At 65.1% G+C, this 25,995-nt stretch carries 23 protein-coding genes; 8 read left to right on the forward strand and 15 right to left on the reverse strand.

The features are described from left to right. Nucleotides 1–120: 120 nt before the first annotated feature. Nucleotides 121–4,587: an MG2 domain-containing protein gene (locus J3L12_RS09285; protein WP_208014775.1), complete on the reverse strand. Its 4,467-nt coding sequence runs from the start codon at nucleotides 4,585–4,587 to the stop codon at nucleotides 121–123. A gap of 129 nt (nucleotides 4,588–4,716) precedes the next feature. Further along, complete coding sequence (locus J3L12_RS09290) at nucleotides 4,717–5,475, reverse strand: DUF1175 family protein (protein WP_208014776.1); 759 nt, start codon at nucleotides 5,473–5,475, stop codon at nucleotides 4,717–4,719. Nucleotides 5,476–5,727: 252 nt separating this feature from the next. Here J3L12_RS09290 and J3L12_RS09295 point away from each other — a divergent pair, with 252 nt between their 5' ends. Then, nucleotides 5,728–6,339 (forward strand): lysoplasmalogenase, encoded by a 612-nt coding sequence (locus J3L12_RS09295; RefSeq protein ID WP_208014777.1) that lies wholly within the window; start codon nucleotides 5,728–5,730, stop codon nucleotides 6,337–6,339. A 63-nt stretch (nucleotides 6,340–6,402) separates the two neighbouring features. Here the strand turns inward: J3L12_RS09295 and J3L12_RS09300 are convergent, their stop codons facing one another. Continuing rightward, nucleotides 6,403–7,119: a hypothetical protein gene (locus tag J3L12_RS09300; RefSeq protein WP_243455098.1), complete on the reverse strand. Its 717-nt coding sequence runs from the start codon at nucleotides 7,117–7,119 to the stop codon at nucleotides 6,403–6,405. Between the two features lie 301 nt (nucleotides 7,120–7,420). Between J3L12_RS09300 and J3L12_RS09305 the strand changes: the two genes are divergently transcribed. Together J3L12_RS09305 and J3L12_RS09310 are read left to right on the forward strand one after the other, a co-directional pair. Next, on the forward strand, nucleotides 7,421–8,326 hold the full coding sequence (locus tag J3L12_RS09305) for a hypothetical protein (RefSeq protein ID WP_208014778.1): 906 nt from the start codon (nucleotides 7,421–7,423) through the stop codon (nucleotides 8,324–8,326). A gap of 145 nt (nucleotides 8,327–8,471) precedes the next feature. Next, complete coding sequence (locus J3L12_RS09310; protein ID WP_208014779.1) at nucleotides 8,472–9,170, forward strand: DUF5995 family protein; 699 nt, start codon at nucleotides 8,472–8,474, stop codon at nucleotides 9,168–9,170. A gap of 208 nt (nucleotides 9,171–9,378) precedes the next feature. Here the strand turns inward: J3L12_RS09310 and J3L12_RS09315 are convergent, their stop codons facing one another. The 12 genes from J3L12_RS09315 to J3L12_RS09370 form a co-directional block, all read right to left on the reverse strand. Next, nucleotides 9,379–9,654, reverse strand: coding sequence for a metal-sensitive transcriptional regulator (locus J3L12_RS09315; RefSeq protein WP_208014780.1), 276 nt, complete (start codon nucleotides 9,652–9,654; stop codon nucleotides 9,379–9,381). Between the two features lie 84 nt (nucleotides 9,655–9,738). After that, complete coding sequence (gene dnaX / locus J3L12_RS09320; RefSeq protein ID WP_208014781.1) at nucleotides 9,739–11,604, reverse strand: DNA polymerase III subunit gamma/tau; 1,866 nt, start codon at nucleotides 11,602–11,604, stop codon at nucleotides 9,739–9,741. Nucleotides 11,605–11,701: 97 nt separating this feature from the next. After that, the gene (locus tag J3L12_RS09325) at nucleotides 11,702–12,928 is read right to left on the reverse strand and encodes a DNA polymerase (RefSeq protein ID WP_208014782.1); all 1,227 of its coding nucleotides are present in this window, start codon (nucleotides 12,926–12,928) and stop codon (nucleotides 11,702–11,704) included. Nucleotides 12,929–13,138: 210 nt separating this feature from the next. Continuing rightward, entirely contained in the window at nucleotides 13,139–13,441 is a 303-nt protein-coding gene (locus J3L12_RS09330; protein ID WP_243455100.1) for a hypothetical protein, read from the reverse strand. Nucleotides 13,442–13,500: 59 nt separating this feature from the next. Next, on the reverse strand, nucleotides 13,501–14,847 hold the full coding sequence (locus tag J3L12_RS09335; RefSeq protein WP_208014783.1) for a 3-oxoacid CoA-transferase: 1,347 nt from the start codon (nucleotides 14,845–14,847) through the stop codon (nucleotides 13,501–13,503). After that, entirely contained in the window at nucleotides 14,844–16,193 is a 1,350-nt protein-coding gene (gene pcaB, locus J3L12_RS09340; RefSeq protein ID WP_208014784.1) for a 3-carboxy-cis,cis-muconate cycloisomerase, read from the reverse strand. Before pcaB ends, J3L12_RS09335 begins: the two co-directional genes overlap by 4 nt. 2 nt (nucleotides 16,194–16,195) lie before the next feature. Next, nucleotides 16,196–16,747, reverse strand: coding sequence for a protocatechuate 3,4-dioxygenase subunit alpha (gene pcaG / locus J3L12_RS09345; RefSeq protein ID WP_208014785.1), 552 nt, complete (start codon nucleotides 16,745–16,747; stop codon nucleotides 16,196–16,198). Then, nucleotides 16,747–17,466, reverse strand: a complete 720-nt coding sequence (pcaH, locus tag J3L12_RS09350; RefSeq protein ID WP_208014786.1) for a protocatechuate 3,4-dioxygenase subunit beta — start codon at nucleotides 17,464–17,466, stop codon at nucleotides 16,747–16,749. The genes pcaG and pcaH overlap by 1 nt, the downstream gene beginning before the upstream one ends. Further along, nucleotides 17,463–17,834, reverse strand: coding sequence for a 4-carboxymuconolactone decarboxylase (gene pcaC, locus J3L12_RS09355; protein WP_208014787.1), 372 nt, complete (start codon nucleotides 17,832–17,834; stop codon nucleotides 17,463–17,465). Before pcaC ends, pcaH begins: the two co-directional genes overlap by 4 nt. Further along, a complete protein-coding gene (gene pcaD / locus J3L12_RS09360) occupies nucleotides 17,824–18,612 on the reverse strand; it encodes a 3-oxoadipate enol-lactonase (protein ID WP_208014788.1) in 789 nt (262 codons plus the stop codon). Before pcaD ends, pcaC begins: the two co-directional genes overlap by 11 nt. 6 nt (nucleotides 18,613–18,618) lie before the next feature. Continuing rightward, nucleotides 18,619–19,416, reverse strand: a complete 798-nt coding sequence (locus J3L12_RS09365) for an IclR family transcriptional regulator C-terminal domain-containing protein (protein ID WP_208014789.1) — start codon at nucleotides 19,414–19,416, stop codon at nucleotides 18,619–18,621. A gap of 103 nt (nucleotides 19,417–19,519) precedes the next feature. After that, nucleotides 19,520–20,179 (reverse strand): GntR family transcriptional regulator, encoded by a 660-nt coding sequence (locus J3L12_RS09370; RefSeq protein WP_208014790.1) that lies wholly within the window; start codon nucleotides 20,177–20,179, stop codon nucleotides 19,520–19,522. Nucleotides 20,180–20,319: 140 nt separating this feature from the next. On the opposite strand from J3L12_RS09370, the gene J3L12_RS09375 reads away from it, so the two are divergent. From J3L12_RS09375 to J3L12_RS09395, 5 genes are read left to right on the forward strand one after another with little or no spacing between them, the layout of a single operon-like run. Beyond that, nucleotides 20,320–21,279, forward strand: a complete 960-nt coding sequence (locus J3L12_RS09375; protein ID WP_208014791.1) for a tripartite tricarboxylate transporter substrate binding protein — start codon at nucleotides 20,320–20,322, stop codon at nucleotides 21,277–21,279. Nucleotides 21,280–21,291: 12 nt separating this feature from the next. Continuing rightward, nucleotides 21,292–21,711: a tripartite tricarboxylate transporter TctB family protein gene (locus tag J3L12_RS09380; RefSeq protein WP_347708873.1), complete on the forward strand. Its 420-nt coding sequence runs from the start codon at nucleotides 21,292–21,294 to the stop codon at nucleotides 21,709–21,711. Further along, nucleotides 21,708–23,186, forward strand: a complete 1,479-nt coding sequence (locus tag J3L12_RS09385; protein WP_208014792.1) for a tripartite tricarboxylate transporter permease — start codon at nucleotides 21,708–21,710, stop codon at nucleotides 23,184–23,186. Before J3L12_RS09380 ends, J3L12_RS09385 begins: the two co-directional genes overlap by 4 nt. Next, nucleotides 23,186–24,151 (forward strand): alcohol dehydrogenase catalytic domain-containing protein, encoded by a 966-nt coding sequence (locus J3L12_RS09390; RefSeq protein WP_208014793.1) that lies wholly within the window; start codon nucleotides 23,186–23,188, stop codon nucleotides 24,149–24,151. The genes J3L12_RS09385 and J3L12_RS09390 overlap by 1 nt, the downstream gene beginning before the upstream one ends. Nucleotides 24,152–24,171: 20 nt before the next feature. Further along, on the forward strand, nucleotides 24,172–25,962 hold the full coding sequence (locus tag J3L12_RS09395) for a TIM barrel protein (protein WP_347708874.1): 1,791 nt from the start codon (nucleotides 24,172–24,174) through the stop codon (nucleotides 25,960–25,962). Nucleotides 25,963–25,995 lie beyond the last annotated feature (33 nt).

Below are 25,995 nucleotides of genomic sequence, written 5' to 3' on the forward strand. Positions count from 1 at the left end.
ACTCTCGCCCCTTCCTGGGGTGAAGCTCGAGGCCCGGCAGGGCGCGAGCCTATCGCGTAGGGGTGGGTACAGCAGCACACTGCACAGGTCTCGTTTTGCGCTCGAGGCCCCCACGCCCCCCTACTCGCTCACCCGCACCTGCCGCGCCGTGCCCACCCCCCGCACCTCCGGCTCGTACATCATCCAGGCCAGGGTGGGCAGCGCGGTGAAGTTGCCGGGGGTCTCGGCCCGCAGGACGTAGGTAAACGTGACGGGGCCGCTCAGGTAGCTGAAGAAGAACTCCACCTGCCGATCGCGGATCTCCCGCCCATCAAACCAGTAGTTCCAGCCGTAGTAATCGTCGCCAAAGCGGGAGCGCACCCCAGCAATGCGGAACGAGTCGTCGTTCTCCACCACGGTCAGGCCCGCCGGGGTAGGCTCCTCCACCACCACATACCGCACCGCTCCCTGCTCGGGCCGCACCGTCAGGGTCACGACCAGAAGCTCGCCCACCTTCAGCGGCCCACTGAGCGGGCTGCGGTCGTAAACGAAGCGCTCGGCCTTAGCGTCGTAGCGGGGGGTGAGCTTCTCGTAGGTGCGGGCCACCCGCAGGCCCCGGGACTCGGGTTGGAGGTATTCGCGTTCTTCAAAGTAACCCACACTGCCGCTCAGGTAGAGGCGGTTGTTGCTCGTAACCTGTACTTCGTTTGCGCCCACCCGCAAGCCTTCCAGGGCGAGTTCGGCGCCCCTGGCCGGAACCCGCAGGGTCTGGGTTTGTCCGTTGACCGAGACCTCTACCTCCTGCTCGCCGGGTTGCTCGCCGGAGGCTTTGGCCAGGGCGAGCGCGGCCACCACGATGGCGGCGGTGTCCTTGGTGGAAATCCAGCCCGCCCCTTTGCGCTCCTGCAAGAGCCAGTTCACGATTTTGGGAATAGCCGGGTGGTTTGGGCGCAGTCTGGCCAGGGCTTCCAGACCGCGGGCGGTGGCCTCGAGGCGGTCGTCGTTCCAGGCGAAGCGCGGGGCCCGCACCTCCCAGTAAGCGGTGCGCTCGCGTTCGGTCAGCCTGCGCAGCAGGCCGTCCAGGGCCGCCTGGGCCAGGGCTGGGTCGCCGTTTTGGTGGTAGGTGAGCACGATCAGGGCGTGGCCGTAGGGGGTCAGGTCGGGGCGCTTGAGGAACTCTTGCAGGTAGCTGAAGTCGAGCTTGTCCTGCCGGAAGGCGGTGCGGGTCAGCCGGGGAAGGTTCGCCTGGAGGAGGCCCGGTCTGAAGCCCTGTCGCAGATAGCGGCTCCCGGCCAGGGCAAAGGCGTAGCCCGCGTAGGCCACTGCGTCGGCGGCGTAGGTGTCGGCATCGGGCCGGTTCAGGGTTTTGAGCAGGTACTGAAGGCCTCGCTGGATGGCCTCGGGCCGTATGGCGTAGCCGGCCTCCTGCGCCTGCAAAAGCCCGGTGAGCACGTACGAGGTGATATAGAGCGAGGAGGCGTCGTTTTGCCAGAAGCCCCAGCCGCCGTCGTCGTGCTGGAAGTCGTAGAGGCGCTTCAGTCCGGCGGCCACAAAGTCGTCGAGGTTGGCCGCAACCGCCTGGGGTAGCTCGGCCAGCGCCCCCGCTTGCTTGGCCAGCACGCTGGGCAGGAAGCGGCTCATGGTCTGCTCGGAGCAGCCGTAGGGATACCCGGCCAGATACCCAAGCGCCGGGGTAACGGCGGCGGCCAGCGAAGGGGTCAGGTAGAGCTTGCCCCGGGTTTGCGAGAGGTCGGTGCCCGCGGGCAGGGTGAACCTCCAGCTCTCACCCGATTGAGCGGCCCAGCCTAGCTCTTGCTTGAGCCCTTTGGGGAAGATGGAGAGCCGGGTGCGAAGGGCATCGGAAGCGGCGGGGGTGAGGGCCGAGGCTTGCAGGGTGGCGGTGCCGCTCTGGTCGGCCCGCACCCGATAGCCGGTAGTGGCCCGACCTCCGGCGGGGAGCTGGGCCAGGGTGGTGGGCGGGGTGAGCAGGCTCAGACCGGTGGCCTCGAGGCGCAGCTGGCCCGATTGGTTTTCTTCCAGGTTGTTCTGCCCGATGACCTTGAGGGTGGCCTCGTCTCCCCGCACCAGAAAGCGCGGGGTACTGAGCCGGGCAATCACCGGCAGGGTGGTGGTGACGGTCTGGGTGGCCTGCCCTACGGTATCGGAGAGCGAGATGGCCCTGGCGGTCAGGCGCCACTGGGTCAGGTTGTCGGGAAATCGGGCCTCGAGGGTGGCCTCGCCCTGTTCGTTGGTCTCCACACTGGGCAGCCACACGATGGTATCGCGGAAGTCCTCACGAAGCTTGGGCTCGGCCAGGGACTCCTTGGCCTGCCCGAAGACGGCCTTGTCCATGGGGGCCCGGGCCGCCGTACTGGGGGCGGGGGCCACATTGCCAAAGTAGTAGCCCCCGGCGGTCTGGGTGCCGACCACGTTATTTTTCAGGGCCCAGAAGTAGCCGCGGATGTCCGGGGCTTTCTCGGGGCGCACCAGGTAGATGGCCTCGTCTACCAGCCCCACCGTCACCTGGCTTTTCACCGGGCGGCCCTGTGCGTCGGTCACCTTTAGCCGGTAGGTGGCGGTCTCGCCGGGCTTGTAGGTGGTCTGATCCGAGGCGATGGCTACATTCAGGAATTTCTCGCTGGGGGGTAGCAAGAAGCCCGCCACCTCGCTGTAGTACTCCCCCTGGCCCAGGATGGTGACCGAGAGGTAGCCGTTGGGGGCCATCTCGGGGCTGAGCTTGAGTTCGTAGGTAAAGGTGGAGCCCTGGAAGCGCACAATTTCGGGCCGGGCCAGGCGCTCTCCTTCCAGGTTTACCAGCGCCCAGCCGTCCGAAACCGGCGACTGCACCACGAAGCGGGCGGTCTCACCCACCCTGTACTCGAGTTTGTCGGGGGTAATCTTCAGGCTCTTGTAGTCCCAGAACCAGTACGAGCCGTCCGAGACCCAGACCCAGTCCAGGGCCCGGGTGGCCCGCCCGGCCCCGTCGCGGGCCTCCACCTCCAGGGCGTACGAGCCTTGTTTGGGCAGTTTCAGGCGCACGGTGGCCTGGCCCTTGGCATCGGTGCGCCCTTGCAGGCGCAGGGTGCGCTCGCGCTGCTCGCCCTGGCCCCGCACCCAGTAGGCGCGGCTGGCGGTTATGGTAAAGGGCACCGAGACGGGGTGGCCCTCGAGGTCTTCGGCCCGCACGGTAGCGATCAGGGTGTCCTGGGTCTGGTAGGCGTACTGGTCGGTGCGGATATCCAGCACAATCCCCGAGCGGTAGGCGGTTAGAAAGCCGGTTCCGCTGATTTCCCGCCCGGCCTCGTCGGTCACGCCGGCCTCGAGGGTCAGCCGGTAGTCCTCGGCCTCGGGCTTCAGGGGCACCTCCACCACCAGCTCTCCCTGGGCATTGAGCCGTCCCTCGCCCCGCTCGATAATCTTGCCCTCGTAGCTGTCCTCGAACTCGTAGTTCTGGTAGAAGCCGTAGCTCGAGGTGTACGCAAAGCGGTAGTAGGGCCGCTGGATGATGGAGTAACTCACCCTGCCCCCCGAGACCGGCCCACCAAACAGATACTCTCCCTTCACCACAAAGCGGGCCTTCTCCCCCTGCACCGCTACCTTTTTCTCCGCGCTTACGCTGACCCGGTACTCGGGCTTGACATACTCCTGTACCTCGAACTCGCCCGAATGCTCCTCACCCCCCAGCCGGGCCACCAGGGTATATGTGCCTAGCCGCGCATCCAGCCCGATGCGGAACTGCCCGCTAAAGCTGCCGTAGGCGTCGGTGGTGAAGCGGCCCGAAAACACCTCGGTATCGTCGTAGTCGCGCACCACCACATCCACCGGCTGGCCTGCCACCGGCCTCAAACCGCTCGCGCTGCGGGCGGTTCCCTTGAAAAACACCGTATGGCCGGGGCGATAGACGGGGCGGTCGGTGATCAGGTAGACCCGGTTTTTCTCCTGGTTCCAGCTTCGCCAGTAGGCGCTGCTGAAAGCCCAGGAGCTGCCCGAGCGGGCGGCCACAAATAGATTGTCGTCCCTTTTCAAGTTGCTTCTAAACTGAGCCAGCCCACCCTCGGCCCGCACCCGCTGCACGATGCGCTTGTCCTGGGAAACAAAAATTTGGGCGGTGCGGGGCTGTCCGTTGTTCAGGCCGGCGGTGTAGACCAGCAAGCTCTCCGGGTCAGACTTGACCACCAGCCCCAGGCTGGTCACCAGAACCAGGGTGGCCGAGGTGGGGCGTGGGGTGCCAATCTGGGCCAGGTACAACCCTTCGGGCAAGCGCCCAATCGTCACGCTGCCATAGGGACTATTCCGGGTGCGAAAGACCGGTACGGTTCGCACCGGCGACAGACTGAGCTCGCGGGTACGCTGAAAATCGCGCGGCCCTCCCAGCTCCACCACCTTCTCGGGGTTCTCTATCCGCAGGAGGCGGATCTGGCTGCTGCCGCCCCCCGGCAGGTAATACTCCAGCCGTACCTGCTGGGTGGGGCTATAGGTGCCGCCCCCATACAACTGGGGCTCCTGGCGCTGGGCCGAGCTGGGAATCAGGCCCATCAAGACCAGCCCCAGCCACCCTATCCCGGCTTGAATAATACGCTTCAGACCCTGCCAATCGTTGCTTTTCATACCACCTCACTGGGATGCCATTTCCTGATCTTTGGCTTGCCACCGGTACTGTTTCGTGGGTAGTGGTTCGGCAGGAGGAGCGAGTGCGGACTGGGGATGGGGTCTCATGGGGCCTCCGGATGGGGTGAGCTAATGCACGATTTTCCAACGATAAAACCCCAGAAAATAGGGGTTATCGGGCCTGGGGTGCCAGTATTTCTGGGGGTGCTGGTTCAGGGTCTTGAGGCTTACCAGCCGTACCTCTCCGCCTTCTGAGGGGGCGTAGCCGGTGTGGTAGACCACCAGGCCGTTCCCCAGGTAGACCATGCTGTGGTAGGCCGAGCCCCTGGCCAACGGGCGCACGAAAAAAAGCAGGTCGCCGCGCCGGGCCTTGTCCGGGGTGCGGCCCAGGAGGACGCTCGAGTACCGCATCAGGTACATGGCGCTGGCCCACCCCACCAATCGGCCCTCCCTTACATCGTCGGGGCGGTAGGGGCCGGGGGCCACCCGGAAGACTGCACGGCCAATCTGCGGCAGGGGAAAAGCGCTCAGGGGCGGGGCCTGCACCCTGGGCAGGTAGGGGAACTGCTGAAACCAGTCCGGGGTCTTGGGCTTGAGGGCCTCCACATAGGCAAAGCGCAGCAGGCCGGAACAGTCCTGCGCCTCGGGGCGCCAGGCAGGCGAGGGGGCGGTGAACTGCGCCTCGGCAATGGCCGCAAACCACTCCAGAAAAGCCTCGCGCTGGGCGGTGCTGTGGAACTCGGCGAGGTCGGGGTAGCCGTCCTGGTCGAGGTCGGAGAGGTCGGGCCGGGCCGGGCTGAGGGATGCGGCCAGCACCAAACCGCAAAACCCCAACGCCACCCATCCGAGGAGTCGCCCCACCCACTGCACATTGCCCCCTTGCCGCATGGCTACTTCGATTGTAGCGCGAGCCGAAGTAAGCTAGGGGTCGCCCTCAATCAACTTTGTAGTTAACCCACCATTGAGGTGCAGGGGTGCCCCCTCATTCGGCGACACCCCCAGGCCTGACAAATTGCGCAACCGTCAAGTTTTTGTGCCCTAAGCAGGTTGGGTGTCGCCACCTTCTCCCACTTGGGGGAGAAGGCAAGAGGAATGATGTAGATTTGGCATAAGGGCTGTCTCAAGTAGGTGTGGAACGCGATGAATGAATGGAGTGGGCTTTGGCTGGGATGGGGCGGTTTGAGCCTGGGGGGGCTGCTCTGGGCCGAGTGGTGGCAGCGGCGCAGCTTTAGGGCCTTCTTTAAGGTGCTCTGCTCGCTGGGGTTCTTGTTCTTCGCCCTTAGCCTGGGCCTCGAGGGTTTGTTCGCACAGTTTGTTTTTACGGGGTTGCTGCTGTCGGCGGTGGGGGATGTGCTCTTGCTGTTCAGGTCGAACCGGGCCTTTCTGGCGGGTCTGGTGGCCTTTTTGCTGGCTCATCTGGCCTACCTGGGGGCCTTTGTACAGGTGGGTTCGCCGAGCCTGTGGGGCCTGCTGTTGGTGTTGCTGGGGGGGTATTTCTGGTTGCGCTGGCTGTGGCCGCACCTGGCGGGCTGGCGGGGGCCGGTGCTGGCCTACGGGGCTATCATCAGCCTGATGCTCTGGGTGGGTCTGGGGGTGCCCTTGCCCCAGGTCTGGCTGGGGGCGCTGCTTTTTTACCTGTCCGACCTGTTTGTGGCCCGGGAGCGCTTTGTGGTGCAAGAACCCCTGAACCCCTTGCTGGGGCTGCCGCTGTACTACGCGGCCCAGTACTTGCTGGCCGGGGCGGTGCGGTAGAGTAGCCAACACAGGTCTGGTGTCTGGGGTTACGAGACGGGGCCCCCACGATCAGCGCCCGTATCAAACCAGCCACAGCACGCCATACGGCGGTATCTGGCCTGCAAAGTATTTGCCACTGATCAGGTCGCGCCCTACGCGGTTGATGGGCTGGGGCCTGGGGGTCACGTTGATATAGCAGCCCACCTGCCGGTCGCGGTAGCCCCGGATGATGCGCAGCACTTCTCTGGACTCCATCACCACCTGGGGAGCACCGGGATGAAACGCCGGGTGAGAGGCCCGCACCTTGAGGAGGTGGGTATAGCGGGCCAGCACCTTGTGAGCGCGGGTGTTTGGGCTGCTCAGCAATCCTTCCAGCTCCGGCCCGCTGAACTTGTGACGGTTGAGGCGTCGGTTGATCCCGCTTTCTTCCAGGCCCACGTGGTCGGAGGGGGAGCCCAGGAGGCTATGGAAGTAGATGCCCGGCACCCCTTGCAGGCTCAGGAGGATGGCGTTGGCTGCCATGAAGCGGTCTATTTTGAGGTCTTCGCTCTCGTCCGAGTGGGGATGGTTCAGGGCATCGAACAGGGTCAGGCACAGTTCATAGGGCACCGGGCCCTCCGGGGTGTCTTTGTAGTTGACCCTGCCCCCATGATCCAGGGCTTGTTGTACCAGGGCCGCGATTTCCGCAGGCTCCAGCCAGGGAAGAGGGCTTGTGGCCAGGCATAGAACTACTCGCCCAAAGGAGAACTTCTCCAGTACGTAATGTAAACGTTTTCCAACGTAATCATGACGGCCCACACTCTGCAAGCCCCGCTGGGGTCATCACCAGGCCTACCCGGCATTCCTTCCGCAGGCAACGCCACAACACCTCTCGTGGAAGCGCAGGCTCTTGTCATTAGCATCAACATGGTCGGTGCAACCCCTCACCCGGCGACCCCGGGTTGCCGTCGGAGCAGTTTTATTCGGCAAAATGGGTATCCAACTAGCCGTTGGTGTCGCCACCCTCTCCCGCAAGGGGAGAGGGAAAGGGGAAAACGACAAAAGCCTGGTGGCAGCGTAAAAGCAGCCTCAATGCGAAGAAGGATTGTACCCTGGGGTCATGCGCCATTTACTGTGGCTGGTTCTCCTGCTGGCAGCCTGTATACCGGCCCCACCCCAGCGCAACCTGCGCCCGGCCGGGAGCCCCGACGTGGTGGTGATCGGATTCGCAGGACGCTGCGCTTCGTTGCCGGTGGTGGGGGATGGCTGCAACCCGCCGTTTGACAACTACGGCTACCTGGACGACGAGGTATTTCCCCGCAGCAGTACCTCGCGCCAGACCGCCCAAGCTGTGGTTGGGGCTTTTCGTAATCTGGGGTATAGCACGGAGTATTTTGATGTATCGGCTTTTCTGTATGCCCACACCAGCGGCATCTCCAGGCAGCAGGAGAACGGCTACCTCGAGGCCCAAGGCTACCTGCGGCGGGTCTACGATTACTGGATCAAGGGATTCGAGAACCCTACCAGGGTGGTACTGCTGGCCCACTCCCACGGCACCGTCTGGGCCAGCCTGCTGGCCTGGAACCACCCCGAGGTGCGCTTCGACTACTTCATCTACCTGGATGCCATTTGCAGCTTCTGGGATGCCGACAACCTGCGTAACAACCGCATCATTCAGGATTACTACGACGTCCGGGGCCTGCGCCGCCCCTTTCCGCTCAACGACGATGAGGGGGGCAACCCCTGCAAGGTTATTGCGGTGCCGGGCCAGAGTGCTAGACAAGACCTGAACGATGTGGTTCCACCCAATGTGCGGGTGGGCCTCGAGGTGGTCAGCCGCAGCCCGGCCAACCTGGCCTCGCTCAACTTCATTTACGACGACGACCCCGACTACCGCCTCGATGGTTCGCAGGCCAACCTTTTCCGCTTCCGGTCACGCGAAGATCATAGCGGCGTTACGGCCCGCAATAGCGATGCCATGCAGTGGGTGGTGGCCAAGATTCGTGAAATCGGCTTGCCGAAGTAGCACATGACAAAACGCTCCTCACCGCCCTAATACCAAATCTGCTCAGCAGTGACCCAAAAGCGATTTATAAGTCCCTCGGACGCGCCCCCTGGCGCGGCAAGTGAGGGGCGCGTTTAGCGCCGCTCACGCGCAGAGTTGGCATAAGATGAGTAAACCCATGTCCTCTGCGCCCATCATCCAACGCATGCAAGCCCACCTTCGCCGGTGGGAAGAAGCTGGTGACCGCCGGGCGGTGTTTCTGCGCTGTTATTCGATGATGACCGAGAACATGCTAACCGCAGTTGCCAGGGGCGAATTTCAGGATCCGGTATGGGTGAATAATCTTCTGCACCACTTTGCCGACTACTACTTTGTGGCGCTGGAAGCCTACGAGCAAGACCCGGCCACAGCCCCGCCCGTATGGCAGATTGCCCACGACTGCTGCAAGAGCCCCCGGCTGAAAGCCCTACAAAACCTGTTGTTGGGGGTTAATGCCCACATCAACTACGATTTGGTGCTGGCCGTGAGCGACGTGCTGCAAGACGAATGGGAGGCCCTGAGCCCCCAGCAGCGCGAGGTGCGCTATGCCGATCATTGCAAGGTGAACGTAATTATTGCCCGAACCATGGATAGCGTGCAGGATCAGGTGATCGAGCGCTACGACCCCGAGATGGATCTGGTAGACAAGCTGATGGGTTCGCTGGACGAATGGTTGATTTCGCGCCTGATTGCGAGCTGGCGCGATCAGGTCTGGCGAAATGCCATTGACCGGGTGGTGGCTTCCCAGGCCGAGCGTGCATTGCTGACCCAGAAAGTCGAAAAGGCCTGTTTGGAGATTGCCGATTCCATCCTGTTCAAGCGATAGTGGTCTGGTAAGTTTATTTTTTGTCATTCCGAACGGAGCGAAGCGAAGTGAGGAATCCGATGCGCTTCAGTCCCCTGTATTCACCATTTCTGTGCTGTACGTGATTCCTCGTTGCACTGCGTGCGCCTCGGAATGACCGCTAGTAATCAAGCGAGGAGCTCGGGCTCATTTGAGACTTGCTGGTTACTTTGTTGCCAGACCAATCGTTTTATCCGGCAAACTTGCGCAGCATCGCTGCAATTTGGGCGGGTTTTTGGCTGTCGCCTTTGGCGATATCGGTAGCGCAGAGGGTCAAGAATTCCTGAAGGATCAGAGTAGAGGCGGACTCCATGGCTTTCTTGGTGGCGGTCATCTGGGTGAGCACTTCCTCGCAGGGGCGGCCCTCCTCCACCATTTTCTGCAAACCCCGCACCTGCCCTTCGATGCGGCGCAGGCGCTTGAGGATGCTGTCCAGGGTTTCCCCGTTGAGATCGGTGGTGTTCATAGGGCCAAGTCTATACCAGTATTCTCTGAGTGTGAGAAGAAGGGTGGCCTCGAGCCCCCTCTTTCACAACTTCAGCCCAAAACGTCAGTCCAGCTCCCCCTCGGCGTCGGCAGACGGCGCCTCGAGGGCGGCTTCGCGCGGGGCATCCGGGTAAAACTTGCGCAGCCTTCCGCCAAATAGCTGTACCAGTTTTTGAAAACGTGGGTCTTCCAGCAGGCTGGCCTCGTTGGCGGGCCTGGCTTCGTTCTCCTCGGGCGGGGTTTCGTCCAAAAGCGAGGCTTCGGGGTTCCAGGGCTCGGGTTCGGGCGGCCCGGCCACCGGGGGGTGCAGCAGCGATGGATCGGGTTCTTCCCAGGGCGTGTCGGCAGGGGCAGCGCTGCTTGGAGAGGGTATCGGAAGGGTTTCAGGGGGTAGTGGCTGTGGGTGTTCTGGAGCCGCAGGGGTAGGCTCGGCTGGGGGTACAGCGGGCGCTATGCTGGCGGCCGCTGGAGAGATGGGCTTGCCTGGAGGCGAGAAGGGACGGGCCGAAGGCTCATCCGCTAGTTTTTTTTTCCCACCCAGCCGCAGTTCGACCTGCTGGAGGCCCAGCACTTCCCGCACGGCCTTCTGGATGTCCTCGAGGTGCTTTTGCGCCCCCTGGTGGTGGAAGCTGGCCCGCTCGGGGAAAAGCAATACCAGCCGATCCTCTTCAAAGCGGGGTTCGGCCTCGCGTACAAAGCCCCGTATGGTCATCTTGAGCGCGTTCATGACCCGCCGCCACTCCGAGGCCAGGTCGGCCACACTCGATACAGGGGCGCTAGGGGGTATGGAACTCCTTTCCTGACCCTCGACCCTCGGCCCTCGACCCTCTACCTTTTTGGGCCTGGGGTCAAAGTCGGGAATGGCCGGGGTTGCAGCAGGTGCGGCAGAGGCCACTGGGGCTGCGTGGAGGGCCTGGTAGGCGCTCAGGAGGGCCAGCTCCAGCGACAGGGCATCGGAGCGCTTGAGGAGGCGCTCGAGGGCTTCGTCCAGGGCGGTCATGGCGGCCACTATGCGCTCCTCGGGCTGGTTCAGGTGGGGGCCGGTGCCCAACCCCATACGCCCGTACAGTCCGGCTCGCAGCGCTTCCAGGAGCCCCTGGGCCAGGGTACGCGCCGCAAACCCCTGGGTGTAAAGGTGCTGGGCCTGTTCCAAAGCCTGCCGAATCTGCCCTTTGTCCAGCGCCTCGGCCACCGCAAACAAAGCCTCCTGGGGGGGCAGGCCCAGGGCGTCTTCGGTTTGCTGGAGGGTGAGGGGGCCCTCGAGGGTCAGGAGCCTGTCCAGCAGGCTCTCGGCATCGCGCATGGCCCCGTCGGCCAGCCGTGCTACCAGTTGCAGGGCCTCTTGCTCCGCCTCGCGGCCCAGACCGGCTAGGATGCGCTGCAACTTCTCGACAATCTCGGCCTCGGAAAGGCGCCGGAAGCGGAAGTGCTGGGTGCGCGAGAGGATGGTGGGGGGCATTCGCTCGGGCTCGGTGGTGGCAAAGATGAAAACCACGTGCGGAGGGGGCTCCTCGAGCGTCTTCAAAAGCGCGTTGAAGGCGCTTTTGGACATCATGTGGGCCTCGTCGAGGATGACCACCTTGTTTTGACCCATGATGGGGGCCAGCAGAATCCGCTCGCGCAGGTCGCGCACGTCCTCCACCGAGTTATTCGAAGCAGCGTCAATTTCCAGCACATCCGGGTGCCGCCCCTCCCGTACCAGGCGGCAGCCCTCGCAGACCCCACAGGGCTTGGGGTTCTGGCTACAGTTCACGGCCTGGGCAATCAGGCGGGCACTGCTGGTTTTGCCCACCCCCCGCGGCCCGGAAAAGAGGTAGGCCTGGGCCAGCCTTCCTGAACGCAGGGCGTTCAGCAGCACTTCTTTGACGTGCTCCTGGCCCACCATCTCGTCGAAGGTGGTGGGGCGGGCCTGGCGGTAAAGGGCACTCACGGGTTCTAGCTTAAGGCCCATAGCCTAAAGCGCAAAGCCAGAGCCGAGCGCCTCTTCGAGGAGCGAGAATGTCGGTATGAACATTGCTGCACTTGCTCTAAATATCCGGCAGATCCAGATCGGGGATGCGGTTGAAGGCGATGCGGGTGACGGCACTTTGCTCGGTGCGGTGCATGCCCAAAAAGTAGAGGGCCTGGGGGCCGTACTTGCCGTTGGCCTGATCCATGGCCTGGGCCAGCCGCACCAGCTTCTGCTCGGACTCAAAGAGGGGCCAGCCCAGCTCCTGCTCGGGGATCAGGCTGCCCAGGGCAATGCCCACCTTGAAGGGGGTGCCCTCCGGCTTTTGCTCCCAGAGCCGCAAGGTCACGCGCAGAAGGGTCAGGGTGTCCTGGCTGGGCTGGATGCGCATAAAGCTGTCCCATTTGCGCTTTTCGCTGCCGTCCAGAAGGCGCACGAACAGGGCTACGGAACCGGCCCAGTAGCCTTCGTGGCGCAGGCGGGCCGAGGCCCGGTGCACCAGCCTGGACAGTACGGCTCGAGCCCCGGCCTCGCTGCGAAACACCGGTGGCAGCACGTGGGAATGGCTCAGGCTACGCCGCCTGGTGGGGGCTTCGGGCAGGTCGGCCCCCCGCAGGCGATGCCACCAGGCAAAGCCATGTACCCGGCTGCCCCAGACCTGCGAGAGTTGCAACACGGAAAGCTGGTAGAGCTGCTCCACTGTGGTTACGCCGTGTTTGAACAGGCGCTGCTCCATACAGGGGCCAATGCCGGGCAGGTCGCGCAGCGCCAGGGGGTAGAGCCGATGGGGCAGGTCGGCTAGCCGCAACAGGGTAAGACCATCGGGTTTGTGCATCTCGGCGGCCACCTTGGCCAAAAACCGATTGGGCCCCAGGCCCACCGAACAGCGAAGCTGCTCCCCCACGTGCCGGTAGATGGCCTGTTTGACCTGCTCCCCCAGTCGCAGGGCCTCGGCGGGCTCCTGTTCCCGGCCCATCAGCTTGCAGACCAGCTCGTCAATCGAGAGCACGGCCTCCACGGGCAAGACCGTGTCTACCGCCCGCAGAATCTGGTGATGGATGCGGATGTACTCCTTGGGGCGGGCCTCGACCACCTCGAGCCCAGGGCACAGAAGCCGGGCATCCTGTACCAGCGTCCCGGTCTTGATGCCGTAGCGCTTGGCCTCGTAGCTCGCGGCAATGCAGCAGGTGGTCTCGGCCAGCATGGGCGCCACCGCTACCGGCTTGCCGCGCAGCTCGGGCCTGAGCTGTTGCTCCACCGAGGCAAAGTAGGAATTCATGTCCAGGAACAGGTAGCGGATGCCCATAGAAACCTCCGGGGTGCAGGGGATGTGCTCACTGAGGTGGTTCAGTGATTATGTATATTACATAATACAAACATCAGATTTTTGCAAGGGCAAATAAACCGGCCCTTGGTGATGGAGGCCAGTCCCGTTGTCAACCTGAAGTGTGATCCGTATAGGCTTTTGGCCTTCAGCCCTGGGCTTTCGGCTATCAGCCACCGGCCTGGTTGTTCCTCAATCCAGCGGGTCTTTGGCGGTTTCCTTGGTCTCGGGGGCAAATCCGCCAAACATGAACACCTCGTCGCCCTGATCGCTCAGGTGGAGCTCGGCCAGCCCCTTGCGTACCATCTCTTTCAGCAAACTGCGGCCCCGCTCGACCTCGAGCTGGCAGTGCAACACCACTTCGGCCAGGGTCACCCGACCCTGGAGCTGTTTGGCCAGGGCCAGGATGCGCTGCTCTGGCGACTGGGCAATGCTTCGGGGTGTTTTGCTGATGGCCAGGCGATAACCCAGCACCCCCACAATGGCAAAAAACACGGCCAGGCCTGTTACCGCTCCAGGCCCTTCCCCTTGCCCCGGTGGAGGTTGTGGATGCCTCAGCCCCGCAGGGCTTCCGCAAACCGGGCCTGGGTTCTGGCCCGCACCTCTTCCAGGGTGGCCCCCGGCATCAATTCCAGCAGGGTGAGCCGGCCCCCGGGATAACCGAAGACCGCCAGCTCGGTGATGACCAGATCCACCGCCCCCTGGGCGGTCAGGGGCAGGTCGCAGCGGGGTACAATCTTGGGCGAGCCGTCGGGGTTGGTGTGGGTCATGGTGATGATGAGCCGCCGGGCCCCACTGGCCAGATCCATGGCCCCCCCCACCCCCAGAAGGGGCTTGCCGGGCACGGCCCAGTTGGCCAGATTGGCCTCTTCGTCCACCTGGAGGCCGCCCATGATGGCCACGTCCACATGCCCCCCGCGGATCATAGCGAAGGAGTCGGCGCTGTCGAAGTAACTGGCCCCGGGCAGGGCGGTAACGGGAATCTTGCCCGCGTTGACCGGGTAGTCCATGGCCCCCCCCTCCTCGGGGGCCGGGCCCACCCCCAGCATCCCGTTCTCGGTGTGCAGGATGATTCCCATCTCGGGGGTGATCAGGTCGGCCACCAGGGTAGGAATGCCGATGCCCAGATTGACCACGTCACCCGGCTTCAGCTCCTGTAGAGCCCGGCGCGCCATCGCCAGCCGCCTGGGATCGGCCTTTTTGCCGCCCTCCACCGAGGCCGAGGAGCCCAAGAACTCCGGGGTCATCCTGGCCTCCACCAGGTAGTCCACGTAGCAGCCGGGGGTGTGGATCTGGTTGGGCTCGAGCGCCCCTACCGGCACGATCTGCTCCACCTCGGCCACCACCAGGTCGGCGGCGGTGGCCATGGCCTTGTTGAAGTTCTGCTCGGTCATGCGGTAGACCAAATTCCCGGCGGTATCGGCCTTCCAGGCCCGGATAAAGGCCACGTTGCCCCGGATGGGCTCCACCAGGACGTACTCCCGCCCACCGATAACCCGGGTCTCCCGGCCCTTGGCCAGCAGGGTGCCCGCGGCGGTAGGGGTATAGAAGCCGCCCAGGCCAGCTCCCCCGGCCCGCAGGGCCTCAGCCAAAGAGCCCTGGGGTAGCAGCTCTACCTCGATCCGGCCCTGCAAAGCGGCCTGCACCGCCTCGGGGTTGGAGGTGAAGTAAGAGCCGATGGCCTTTTTGATCTGGCCGTTGCGCAACAGCCTGCCCCCACCCAGGCCCGGCTCGCCCACGTTGTTGCCTACGTAGGTGAGGTTTTTGACCGGCCGCTCGGCCAGGGCGTGCAAAAGGTGCACCGGGTTGCCGGTCATACCAAAGCCGCCCACCAGGAGCACGTCGCCGTCCTTGACCAAAGCGGCGGCCTCTTCGGGGGTAATCTGCGGAACCTTCTTCAAGCTTCCTCCCTGAGTTGCATCTCGGCCCAGGCCAGCACCCCTTCAGCAAAGCGCTGGCTCGAGCCCAGGTAGTTTTCTTCCCGAAAAGAATCCCAGGCCAGAGGGATCTCTACCTTACGGCGCACCACCTCGAGCAGGTGCGCCCCGCTGGCCAGGGCCTCCCTGGCGGCCTCCTTCAGAAGAGCCTTGGCCGCTTCCATTCCCAGATGGGGGGCCAGGGCAAACTGCAAGGCCTCGGCCAGCATCAGGCCCCTGGAGGCCCGCAGGTTGGCCTGCATGCGGGCCGCGTCCACCACCAGACTCTCGCTCAAGGCCCGCGCCTCTTTGAGGGCGGTAGCAGCGTGGGCGAACATCTGGGGCAGGCTGAGCCACTCGAGCTGCATCCCATGGGTGGCTCGCTCGTGCTCGGCGATCAGGGCCTGGTGCAGGGCCGCCAGAAGCGCCGCGTTGGCCCGCGCCGAGGCCACGATCACCTCGCTTTGCACCGGGTTCCCTTTCTGCGGCAGGGTGGAAGAACCGCCCCGCGCCGGATCGGCACTCTCGCGCACCTCGGCCACCTCGCTCTGAGCCAGAAGGAGAATGTCCTGGGCCATCTTGCCCAGCGCCCCGGTGAGCATAGAAAGCCAGCCCGCCAGCTCGGCCAGGTTGTCCCGCGCGGTGTGCCAGGGCATGGGGGGCGCTCCCAGGCCCAGCCGCCGCGCCAGGGCCACCTGCACGTCGGGCCCGGCCTCCCCCATGGCGGCCAGGGTGCCTACCGCACCCCCGAGCTGCACCAGTAAAAGCCGAGGCCGCAACTCCTCCAGGCGCTCTAGTTGGCGCAGCAAAGGGGCCATCCAGCCCGCCACCTTGAAGCCAAAGGAGATGGGCAAAGCCTGCTGAGCGTGGGTGCGCCCGGCCATGGGGGTCTTCAGGTGCTTACGGGCCAGCAGGGCGAGGTTCTTCAAGGTCTGGTGCAGCCCCCTCTCTAAATGAACCAGCGCCTCGCGCAGGCGGAGCACCAGGGCGGTGTCCAGAATGTCCTGGGTGGTGGCCCCGTAGTGCAGGTAGCGCCCGTAGGGCTCGCCCAAGGCTCTGCGAAGCTGCTCAACCAGCCCGGCCACCGGCACGCCGTCGCGCTCGGTGGCCTGGGCCAGCGCCTCCCAGTCGGGCGCAAAACCCACAATGGCCCCGCCGATGGCCTCCGCCGCCTCCGCCGGGATCAGCCCCACCTCGGCCTGGGCTTGGGCCAGGGCCCGCTCGACCTCGAGCATGGCCCTGAGCCCTTCTTCATCGGAGAAAATCAGGGCCATCGCCGGATCGGCGAAGATCCGGCCAAAAATCTTGCTTTCCTGGGGCAGATAGGGCATGGCTAAAGGTCAAAGAAAATCGTTTCCTGCTCGCCTTGCAGCCGGATGTCCCAGCGGTAGACCACCCCGGCCGGCGTGACCTGGCGCTCCGCCACCAGGGTCTGACGGCGTGCGGGCTCGAGGCTCGCAAAGAGGGGGTCTTGGGCGTTGTCGTGGTCGGAGAAGTAGATCCGGCTCACCGCGTGAACAAGCAGCCCCCGGGCAAAAACCCGCACCGCGATGCAGGGCACCGGGCTGGGCGGCACCGGGCCGGGCTTGACGGTGCGGAACCAAAAACCACCCCCGGCAGTGCCCGAACGTCCAAAGCCGCGGAAGTGAGGGTCGGCCAGGGCGTAGTTGGGGTCGGCCGGGTGGCGGAAGCGCCCCTGGGCGTCGGCCTGCCAGATCTCTACCAGCGCATCGTCTACCGGCACGCCGTCGCCGTCCAGAACCTGGCCCCGCAGGAGGATGTGCTCGCCTTTGGTTTGCTCGTTCACCAGGACATTCCCCCCTTCGCGCACCAGGCCAAAGGCGAAGAAGGGCCCCACGGTCTGACTGGGCGACTGGGGGCGCATCAGGGCTCCTCCTCGAAGTAGGTACGGTCGTACCCGGCCAGCACAACATCGAAGCGGTAGCCCAGGGCCCACTCGGGACGGGTGGTCTCGAGGTCAAAAGCGGCGATCAGGCGCTCGCGGGCCTTGATGTTGGGGATGCCCTGGTAGATGGGGTCGTACTTGAGCAAAGGGTCGCCGGGAAAGTACATCTGGGTCACCAGCCGCTCACTGAAGTTGCGGCCAATAAGGGAAAAGTGAATGTGTGCGGGCCGCCAGGCGTTGTGGTGGTTGCGCCAGGGGTAGGCCCCCGGCTTGATGCTGACGAAGCGGTAATAACCCTGGTCGTCGGTCAGGGTGCGGCCGGCTCCCATGAAGTTGGGGTCGAGGGGGGCGTCGTGCTGGTCGTTCTTGTGAACGTAGCGCCCGGCAGCGTTGGCCTGCCAGATCTCGATCAGAACCCCCGGTACACCCCGGCCGCTCTCGTCGAGCACCCGGCCCGTCACGATAATGCGCTCCCCTAAAGGCTCACCGTTCTTGGCAGCGTTTTGGGTCAGGTCGTGGTCCAGAGGGCCGATATCCCCTTCACCGTAGACGGGGCCGGTGCGTTCCAGCAGCGAGGCCGGCAAAGGCACCAGGGGGTGGTGGGGGGCCCGGCGCACGGTGGCCACGTAGGGGCTGTAGAGGTAGGGGGGCTGGACGCTCCAGTCCAGCACACGGCTGGGGTTCTCGCTATGGCTCATACTTCCTCCTCGAAGACCTCCTTGGCGATGGCAAAGGCCCGGTTGGCTGCCGGTACCCCGGCGTAGACCGCGACCTGCATCAACACCTCGCACACCTCCGCTTGGCTCACCCCGGTGTGGGCGGTGGCCCGCAGGTGCAGGGCCAGCTCGTGTTCGTGTCCCAGGGCGGCCAGCAGGGCCAGGGTGAGCAGGTGCCGGGTTTTGCGCTCCAGGCCCTCCCGGCCCCAGACCTGCCCCCAGGCGTACTCGGTGATGAAGCGTTGAAAATCGGCGTCAAAGGGGGAGGTGCGGGCCTGGGCCTGGGCCACGTAATCGGCTCCCAGCACTGCCCGCCGAATCTCGAGCCCGCGTTCAAAGCTATCGTCCACCGTAGACCTCCAAAAAGGCGCGAATCTCGCTGAGCACCGCCCGCGGTTGCTCGATACAGGGCAGGTGGGCAGCCTCCTCGATGAGCCGCAGGGGGGCTTTCAGCTCCTGGGCTAAAGCCTCGGAAAGCGTGGGCGGGGTGGAAGAATCCTGGGCTCCGCAGAGCACCAGCGCCGGAGCCTTCACCCCGCTTAGCTGCCCGCGCAGGTCGGCGTCCCGCAGGGCTGTGCAGGTACCGATGTACCCCTCAACCGGGGTGCGGGCGAGCATCTGGTAGTACCCCTGGGCCTCGGCAGGCCGCTCCTTGAAGAACTGCGGGGTGAACCAGCGGGCAACCACCCCCCGGGCCACCTCGGCCAGGGAGGTCTCCTGTATGGCCTTTATACGCTCGTTCCAGCTCTCCACACTGCCGATGCGGGCCCCGGTGTCCATCAAGACCAGCGCCCGGGTGCGCTCGGGGTGGGTGCGGGCAAAGTCCAGGGCGATCATCCCCCCCACCGAGACGCCCACCAGGCTGGCCCGCTCGAGGCCCAGACAGTCCAGCAGGGCCTTCAGATCCCGGGTGTGATCGGCCAGGGTGTAGGGGGGTGGCGGGGCCTCCGAAAGACCATGGCCGCGTTTGTCGTAGCGCAGCACCTGGAAATCGGGGGCCAGCCCCTCGGCCTGGGCGTCCCAGATGCGCAGGTCGCTGCCCAGCGAGTTGATGAAGACCACCGGAGGCCCCTGGCCCTCGAGCCGGTAGTGCAAAACGAGCCCGTTGACCTTGGCAATGCGCGTCATATCCCTTTACACCCCCAGCAAAGGCACCAGCGAGGCCGCCGCCTGGCGCAGTACCGGCAACATGCCCAGAAGCTCCTCCCGGCTCACCCGACCGGCCTGCACCCCGATGTTCATGGCCGCGAGCACCTGGCCGCGGGCGTTTTGCACCGGCACCGCCAGCGAGCGAAGGCCCAGCTCCAGCTCTTGGTCTACCAGCGCGTACCCCTGGGCCCGCACCTTGGCCAGTTCCTGCCACAGCCGGGTGGGGTCGGTCAGGGTGTAGGGGGTAAGGGGCTCCAGACGGGCGCGGGCAAGGTAGGCCTCGAGGGCCCCAGGCGCCAGGGCCGCCAGCAGCACCCGCCCCATCGAGGTACAGTAGGCCGGAAGACGGCTGCCCACCCCCAGGCCCACCGAGATCACCCGCCGGGTGGCCGCGCGGGCGATGTAGACAATCTCCTCCCCGTCCAGGATGCTGGCCGAGCAGGACTCGTGGAGCTGGCCGCTCACCTCCTCCAGCACCGGCTGTAAAAGGCGGGGCAGGGGGGTAGAGGACAGGTAGGCGTGGCCCAGGCTCAGGATTTTGGGGGTCAGCCAGAACTGCTTGCCGTCGGTGGCCATGTAGCCTAGGGCCGAGAGGGTCAAAAGAGACCGCCGGGCGGTGGCGCGCGTGAGGCCGGTGAGGCGGGCTACTTCGCTGATGGTGAGGCGCTCGTGGGCCTGGTCGAAGCAGCGGATGACCGATAGCCCCCTCGCCAGGGCCTCCACAAAAAAGCCTTCCGCTTCGCCGGAGGAGGGGTCGGACTCGAGTAGGGTTGCGGCCTTCATGGTTGGAGGGGAGTATAGCACAGTTTGTTCGCTTTGTGAACATTGTGCGTAGAGCGCACACAACAAACCCCTGCCTTCTCCCCCACACCAGCGCCCACCGAGGCTACGAGCCCACCAGAAGGGACTTGATGCGCACAATGTGCTGCTCGATCAGGGCCACCGCCTCGGCCTGCCGCCCCTCGGCAAGCAGACGGCAAAGCGCCCGGTGCTCGGCAAAGCTCTGCTCGCGGCGATCGGGATACCTCTGGAAGATGCGCATGGCGATGCGATAGAGCATCTCTTGCTGGCGCTCTAAAGCCTGCAAAATAGGACGGTTGCCCAGCAAATTAGCCAGAAACTTGTGAAAGGCCATATCCGCCCGCACCAGGGCCTGGCGGCTGCTGCTGGGGTCGTGCACCACCCGGGCTTGCTCGGCGAGCTGGGCCTTGAGAGCCTCGGTTCGCTCGGGGCCCGGCGAAGCAGCCAGATTCCGCACCACAAAGCTCTCTAAAGCCAGGCGGAAGTCGATATAATCGAGAATCTCCTCGAAGCTCAGGGCCAGCACCACGATGCCCTGCTGGGGCGAGACCCGCACGTAACCCTCGTGCTCGAGGCGGGCGATGGCCAGGCGCACCGGGGTTTTGCTCATTCCCAGCCGCTCGGCCAACCCCCGTTCGGAAAGAAAGCTGTTGGCCGGTGCTTCCTCATCCAGTATAAGCTGCTTGATGCGCCAGTAGGCCTGCTCGCGCAGTGGAAGGGACTCGAGTTCGGGCATCAGGGTCATGGGAGCGCCTCGATCAAAGTCTAACTCAAATCTTACTGAGATGCCAGTTGCATTTTACTGAGACCTCGGTTATAGTAACCCCACTTCGGTGAAAAAAAAAACAAACCTTGCATAACCGAAGGTCTAGAGGGAGGAAGCACATGAAACGCTGGTGGATGTTTGTGTTGGCTTTGGCACTGGCTTTGAGCGGTCCGGGTCTGGCCCAGCGCTATCCGGCACGCCCCGTCACGCTGGTTGTGCCCTGGTCGGCGGGCGGCTCGACCGACCTGACCGCGCGGGCGCTGGCCCCCATTCTGGAAAAAACCCTGAACGTGCCCTTCCAGGTGGTCAACCGCACCGGCGGGGGCGGCGCGGTGGGGCACGGGGCCATCGCCCAGGGGCGCCCGGACGGCTACACTATTGGCATCATCACCCTCGAGGTCATCCTGCCCCCCTGGGTGGCCCAGACCAAGATTGACGCCGACCAGTTCACCCCCATCTCGCTGCTGGTGCTGAACCCGGTGGCCATTACGGTGCGCAAAGACGCCCCCTGGCGCACGGTGCAGGAGCTGATTGCTGACATCAAGCAGAACCCTGGTAAGTACAAAGCCTCCGGCACCGCCAAGTGGGGCTCCTACGACTTTGCCCGGCTGGGCTTCCTCAAAACCATCGGGGCCAAGGAAAACGCCCTGCCCTGGGTGCCTTCGCAGGGGGCCGCTGCCGCCCTGCAAGAGCTCATTGCAGGGGGTGTGAACGTGGCCTTCACCGCCATCGGCGAGGCCAGCGCTCTGGTGAAGTCCGGCGAGGCCCGCTTCTTGGCCTTCATGACCGATAAGCGCTTCCCCAGCTTCCCGGAGGTGCCCACCCTCAAGGAAGTGGGCGTGGACTGGACCTTTGCCTCCTTCCTGATGGCCGCCGCCCCCAAGTACACCCTGCCCTCGGTGGTGGACATCCTCGACAAAGCCTTTGCCAAAGCGGTGCAGGATCCCGAGTTCGTGCGCTTCATGAACAACGCCAATCTGGTCATCAACCACCTCGACCGCAAGACCAGCCTGGCCTTCCTGCAGGAGCGCACCCGGGCCATGCAGCAGATCGTGCAGGAGCTCGACCTCAAGTTCTGAAGGAGCTCGAGCGTGCCTACACAGCCACTCTGGGAACGCATGACGGCCCTTCTGGCCGTGGCCCTGGGCGCTCTGGCCCTCTTCCTGAGCCGGAGCCTGCCCCAAATGGAAGGCGGCTATCCCGGCCCGGCCCTGTTTCCGAGCCTCCTGGGGCTGGTGCTGTTCTCTAGCGGGCTCAGCCTGCTGTGGCAAGGGCGCGGTGCAAAAGGCGGGCTTCAGGGGGGCGAGGGGCGGGTGCTTCTGGCCCTGCTGGGCCTGGCCCTGGCCCCCTGGCTTGTGAAACAGCTAGGGATCAGCCCCAGCGCTGGTATCTACGCCCTGTTCGGCGCGTTGTTGCTAGGGGTGCGTCCTGGAGCGGCCCTCCTCACCGGCGGGGTGGTGGCCCTGCTGGTCTACCTGGTCTTCCAGCGCTTTCTGGGGGTGCAGGGATGAGCTTCCTGAGCCCGGAAGCCCTCCTGGCCCTGCTCTTGGGCTCGCTGTACGGGGCCGTCTTCGGGGCCATTCCCGGCCTCACCGCCACCCTGGCCATCAGCCTGGCCATCCCCGTGCTGCTCTTTCTGGGGCCCGAGGTGGCCCTGGCGGCCTTGATCGGCATCACCGCTACGGCCATCTTCGCCGGAGACATCGGCTCGGTGCTGGTGCGGATGCCCGGCACCCCGGCCTCGGCGGCTTACACCGAGGAGCTGCACGAGGTGGCCAGAAGGCGCTCCCCGGCCTTTGCTCTGGGTCTCTCGGCCTTTCCCTCGGCCATCGGGAGTTTGATCGGATTGGGATTCTTGGTGGTGGGGTCGCTCGGGCTGGTGGCCCTAGCCAAGCAGTTTTCCTCCTTTGAGTACTTCTGGCTGGTGCTCCTGGGCATCGTGAGTGGCATCCTGGCGGTGCCCAAGGTACTCAAGGGGGCCATCGCCTTTGGCCTGGGCATGCTTCTGGCCACCATCGGCTACGACCCGGCCTTGGGCCATCCCCGCTTTACCTTCGGCCAGCCCAGCCTGCTGGGGGGTCTGGACTTCATCGTGGCCCTGATCGCCTTCTTCGGGGTGAGCGAAGTGCTCCACCACCTGCTCTACCGAAACCAACCGACGCCCCACACGCAGGGCCTGGGGCGGGGTTCTGTGTTCCATCAGTACTTCCTCGAGGCCAACCGGTTCTGCTGGCAAGAGCGCTTCTCCCTGCTGCGCTCCTCGGTGCTGGGCACGTTTGTGGGCTTTTTGCCGGGGGCCGGCTCGGACATTGCCGCCTGGATTTCCAGTAACCTGCGCCGCATGCGACGGGGCCGCCCGGAGCAGGTGGCCCTGGACGGTTCCAGCGCCAACAACGCCGCCGTGGCCGGGGCCTGGATTCCGGCCATGGCCCTGGGGCTGCCGGGCGATACCCTGACCGCCATTTTGCTGGGAATGTTTCTGGCTCTGGGCATTACCCCCGGCCCCGAGCTCTTCAACAAGCACGGGAGCCTGGTGGTGCAGATCTACCTGGCCTTCTTCCTGGTCAGCGCGGTGCTGATGCCCCTGGGCGGCTATCTGAGCGCCCTGATCGTGCAAAGCCTGCTGCGGATTCCCATGCGGGTGCTGATGGGCGCGGTGCTGGGGCTGTGCATGGTGGGGGCCTACGCCGTCAACAACAACCCCTTTGACCTGTTCTTACTGGCCATTCTGGGCGCTCTGGGTTTTGCGCTACGGCAGGGGGGGTTCCCGCTGGGGCTGGTGGTGCTGGGGATGGTGCTGGGGCCTTTGCTCGAGCAGCACTTTATGGTCAGCATGATCAAGACCCACTGGAACCTGTGGAGCTTCTTCGAGCGGCCCCTGGCCCTGGTGCTGGCTCTCCTGAACCTGGCCATGGTGATCGGGGTGCTGGGCCTTAGACGGGGCTGGTGGGCCGCCTTGCGCCTGCCCGCCGAGGAGCGTGCCTGATGCGAGCCGTGGTGCTGGAGGACTTCGGCCAGCTCAACCTCCGGGAGCTACCCCCCCCAGAGGAGGGCGGGGTGCTCCTGCAGGTGGCGGCCTGCGGAGTCTGCGGTAGCGACCTGAGTGTCTACAAAGGGAGCCCGGCCATGCGGGCCCGCTGGCGTCCACCGCTGGTGCTGGGCCACGAAATCGCCGCCACCGTACTGGAAGGCCCGCCGGACTGGATGGGGCGGGGGGTGGCGGTGAACCCATTGGTGGCCTGCGGCCAGTGCGACCTCTGCCGGCGGGGGCTCTCCAACCTCTGCCCGGAGCGCACCAACGTGGGCTTTCACCATCCGGGGGGGTTTGCCCAGCAGATCCGGCTGCCCCTCCGGCAGCTCTACCGCTTACCCGAGGGGCTCCCCTTGTGGAAAGGGGCCCTCTGCGAGCCGCTGGCGGTGGCGCTGCGGGCCGTGGAGCTGGCCGGAGCGGTGCTGGGGCGGCGGGTGCTGGTGCTGGGCGGGGGGGCCATCGGCACCCTGGCGGCCTGGCTGTTGAGCCGGGCGGGAGCGCGGGTTTCTGTGGCCGAGCGCAACCCCTTGCGGCGGGAATGGCTGGGCACGCTGGGCTTTGTGGACGAAGTGCTGGAGGCCCCGGAAGGCAGCTTCGCGGTGGCGCTGGACTGCGTTGGGAGCGCCTCTACCGTAAAGCTGGCTACAGGCGCGGTGGAACCCGGCGGGGTGGTGGTGCTGGTGGGCCTCGAGGCCACCGAAGCCCCCTTACCCCTGCAGCGCGTGGTGTTGCAGGAAATCACTCTCAAAGGGGCTTACGTCTTCACCCACGACGACTTCGCCCGGGCCGTGGAGCTGGTGGCCCACCTGCCAAACGAGCTGGTGGTAGTGCGGCCCTTCGCGCGTTATCAGGAGACCTTCAGCGATCTGCTTCAAGGAAGGTTGTCCCAGGCTAAAGCGGTGCTGGTGTGGGAGGAATGATGCGTACCTCGATTGCTACAGTGTCCCTTAGCGGAGATCTGAAGGGCAAGCTCGAGGCCATCGCGGCGGCGGGCTTCGAGGGGGTGGAACTCTTCGAGCAAGACCTGCTCACCTTCGACGGCTCCCCCCAAGCGGTCGGCACGTTTATCCGAAGCTTGGGCCTTACCCTGGTGGCCCTCCAACCCTTCCGCGACTTCGAGGGCCTGCCCGAGCCCGAACGCAGCCGGGCCTTCGAGCGGGCTGAGCGCAAGTTCGATCTGATGGAGGCCCTGGGCACCGACCTTCTACTGGTCTGCTCCAATGTTTCGCCCAAAAGCCTGGCGGGCCTCGAGCGGGCTGCCGAAGATCTCTACGAGCTGGCTGAACGGGCCCGGCGGCGGGGGATGCGGGTAGGCTTCGAGGCCCTGGCCTGGGGACGGCACATCCACGACTACCGCGACGCCTGGGAGGTGGTGCGCCGGGCCGACCACCCCAGCCTGGGGGCTGTGCTGGACAGCTTCCACATCCTGGCCCAAGACCTGCCCCTCTCCACCGTCCCCCGCATTCCGCCGGAAAAGATCTTCCTGGTACAGGTAGCTGACGCGCCCCGGCTGGAGATGGGCCTGTTGCCCTGGAGCCGCCACTTCCGCAACCTGCCGGGACAGGGCCAGCTTCCCCTACAAAGCTTCATGCAGGCCCTGGAGGACGCCCGCTACCAGGGCTTTGTCTCACTGGAGATCTTCAACGACCAGTTCCGCTCGGCCTCCCCGCGCGAGGTAGCCCAGGACGGCTACCGCTCACTCATCTACCTGCAAGAGCTGCGCGAGCCCCAAACCCTGCCGCCCCCACCCGCAAACCTGGGGGTGGGATTTGTGGAGTTTGCCCTGAGCGAAGGGGAGGCCGCCGAGTTAGAAGACCTGCTCGGGCGGCTGGGCTTTGCCTGCACCCACGCCCACCCCACCCGCCAGGTTCGCCTATGGCAGCAGGGGCAGGCCCGCTTCCTGGTCAACGCTGATGCCGAGGGCTTCGCCCACGCCTATCACCTGCTGCACGGGCCCTCGGTGTGTGCCATCGGCCTCGAGGTGACCGACCTCTCCCAGGCCCTGGCCCGCGCCCGGGCCTACCGCGCCCCCCTCCTGGAGCCCGCCGACTGGCCCTTGCCGGCCCTGGGGGGGCTCGAGGGCAGCCTGCTTTATCTGCTCGAGCCCGGCACCCCCTGGACAGAGACCCTGAGACCGCTCCACCCACCCCCCGTCCGGCCCCACCTTACCCGCATTGACCACATCGCCCAGGTCATGCCCCCCGCCCAGCTTCTCTCCTGGCGGCTCTTCTACCGCACCGTGCTGGGCCTTTCGGCCAGCGACCTCACCGAGATCCCCGACCCCAAGGGCCTCATCGAAAGCCAGGCCTTGCAGAACCCCGAGCGCACCCTGCGGCTGGTGCTCAACGCTTCCCAGCACACCGAAACCCTGGCCTCCCGCTTCCTGAACGCCTACTACGGTGGCGGGGTGCAGCACATCGCTTTAGAGACCCCGGATATCTTCGCCGCGCTAAAGGCCCTGGAAAAAGCAGGCGTGGCGCTTCTGCCCATTCCCGAGACCTATTACCTCGACCTGGAGGCCCGCTACGGGCTGGATAAGAGCCTGCTCGAGGCTCTCCAGCAGCACAACCTCCTCTACGAGCAGAGCGAGGAGGGTGAGTTCTTCCAGGCCTACACAGACGCCTTTGCCGGACGCTTTTTCTTCGAGATCGTGGAGCGGCGCGACTACGATGGCTTTGGGGCCTCCAACGCCTCGGTGCGGATTGCTGCCCAGCTACGCCAACTTTCCTGAAGCGGTTCTTATACCAGCTCTGCGCGTGAGCGG

This window comes from Meiothermus sp. CFH 77666, assembly GCF_017497985.1.
In the GTDB taxonomy this organism is placed as follows: Bacteria; Deinococcota; Deinococci; order Deinococcales; family Thermaceae; genus Meiothermus.

Bases quoted from the DNA above. Each gene is read 5' to 3' on its own strand.
- pcaG (WP_208014785.1), bottom strand. From the start codon at position 16,747: ATGCGCCCCCAGTCGCCCAGTCAGACCGTGGGGCCCTTCTTCGCCTTT.
- J3L12_RS09375 (WP_208014791.1), top strand. From the start codon at position 20,320: ATGAAACGCTGGTGGATGTTTGTGTTGGCTTTGGCACTGGCTTTGAGC.
- J3L12_RS09310 (WP_208014779.1), top strand. From the start codon at position 8,472: ATGAGTAAACCCATGTCCTCTGCGCCCATCATCCAACGCATGCAAGCC.
- J3L12_RS09365 (WP_208014789.1), bottom strand. From the start codon at position 19,416: ATGAAGGCCGCAACCCTACTCGAGTCCGACCCCTCCTCCGGCGAAGCG.
- J3L12_RS09305 (WP_208014778.1), top strand. From the start codon at position 7,421: ATGCGCCATTTACTGTGGCTGGTTCTCCTGCTGGCAGCCTGTATACCG.
- J3L12_RS09390 (WP_208014793.1), top strand. From the start codon at position 23,186: ATGCGAGCCGTGGTGCTGGAGGACTTCGGCCAGCTCAACCTCCGGGAG.
- pcaH (WP_208014786.1), bottom strand. From the start codon at position 17,466: ATGAGCCATAGCGAGAACCCCAGCCGTGTGCTGGACTGGAGCGTCCAG.
- pcaB (WP_208014784.1), bottom strand. From the start codon at position 16,193: ATGCCCTATCTGCCCCAGGAAAGCAAGATTTTTGGCCGGATCTTCGCC.
- J3L12_RS09370 (WP_208014790.1), bottom strand. From the start codon at position 20,179: ATGACCCTGATGCCCGAACTCGAGTCCCTTCCACTGCGCGAGCAGGCC.
- J3L12_RS09290 (WP_208014776.1), bottom strand. From the start codon at position 5,475: ATGCGGCAAGGGGGCAATGTGCAGTGGGTGGGGCGACTCCTCGGATGG.
- J3L12_RS09325 (WP_208014782.1), bottom strand. From the start codon at position 12,928: ATGGGCATCCGCTACCTGTTCCTGGACATGAATTCCTACTTTGCCTCG.
- J3L12_RS09295 (WP_208014777.1), top strand. From the start codon at position 5,728: ATGAATGAATGGAGTGGGCTTTGGCTGGGATGGGGCGGTTTGAGCCTG.
- J3L12_RS09315 (WP_208014780.1), bottom strand. From the start codon at position 9,654: ATGAACACCACCGATCTCAACGGGGAAACCCTGGACAGCATCCTCAAG.
- pcaD (WP_208014788.1), bottom strand. From the start codon at position 18,612: ATGACGCGCATTGCCAAGGTCAACGGGCTCGTTTTGCACTACCGGCTC.
- J3L12_RS09285 (WP_208014775.1), bottom strand. From the start codon at position 4,587: ATGAAAAGCAACGATTGGCAGGGTCTGAAGCGTATTATTCAAGCCGGG.
- J3L12_RS09385 (WP_208014792.1), top strand. From the start codon at position 21,708: ATGAGCTTCCTGAGCCCGGAAGCCCTCCTGGCCCTGCTCTTGGGCTCG.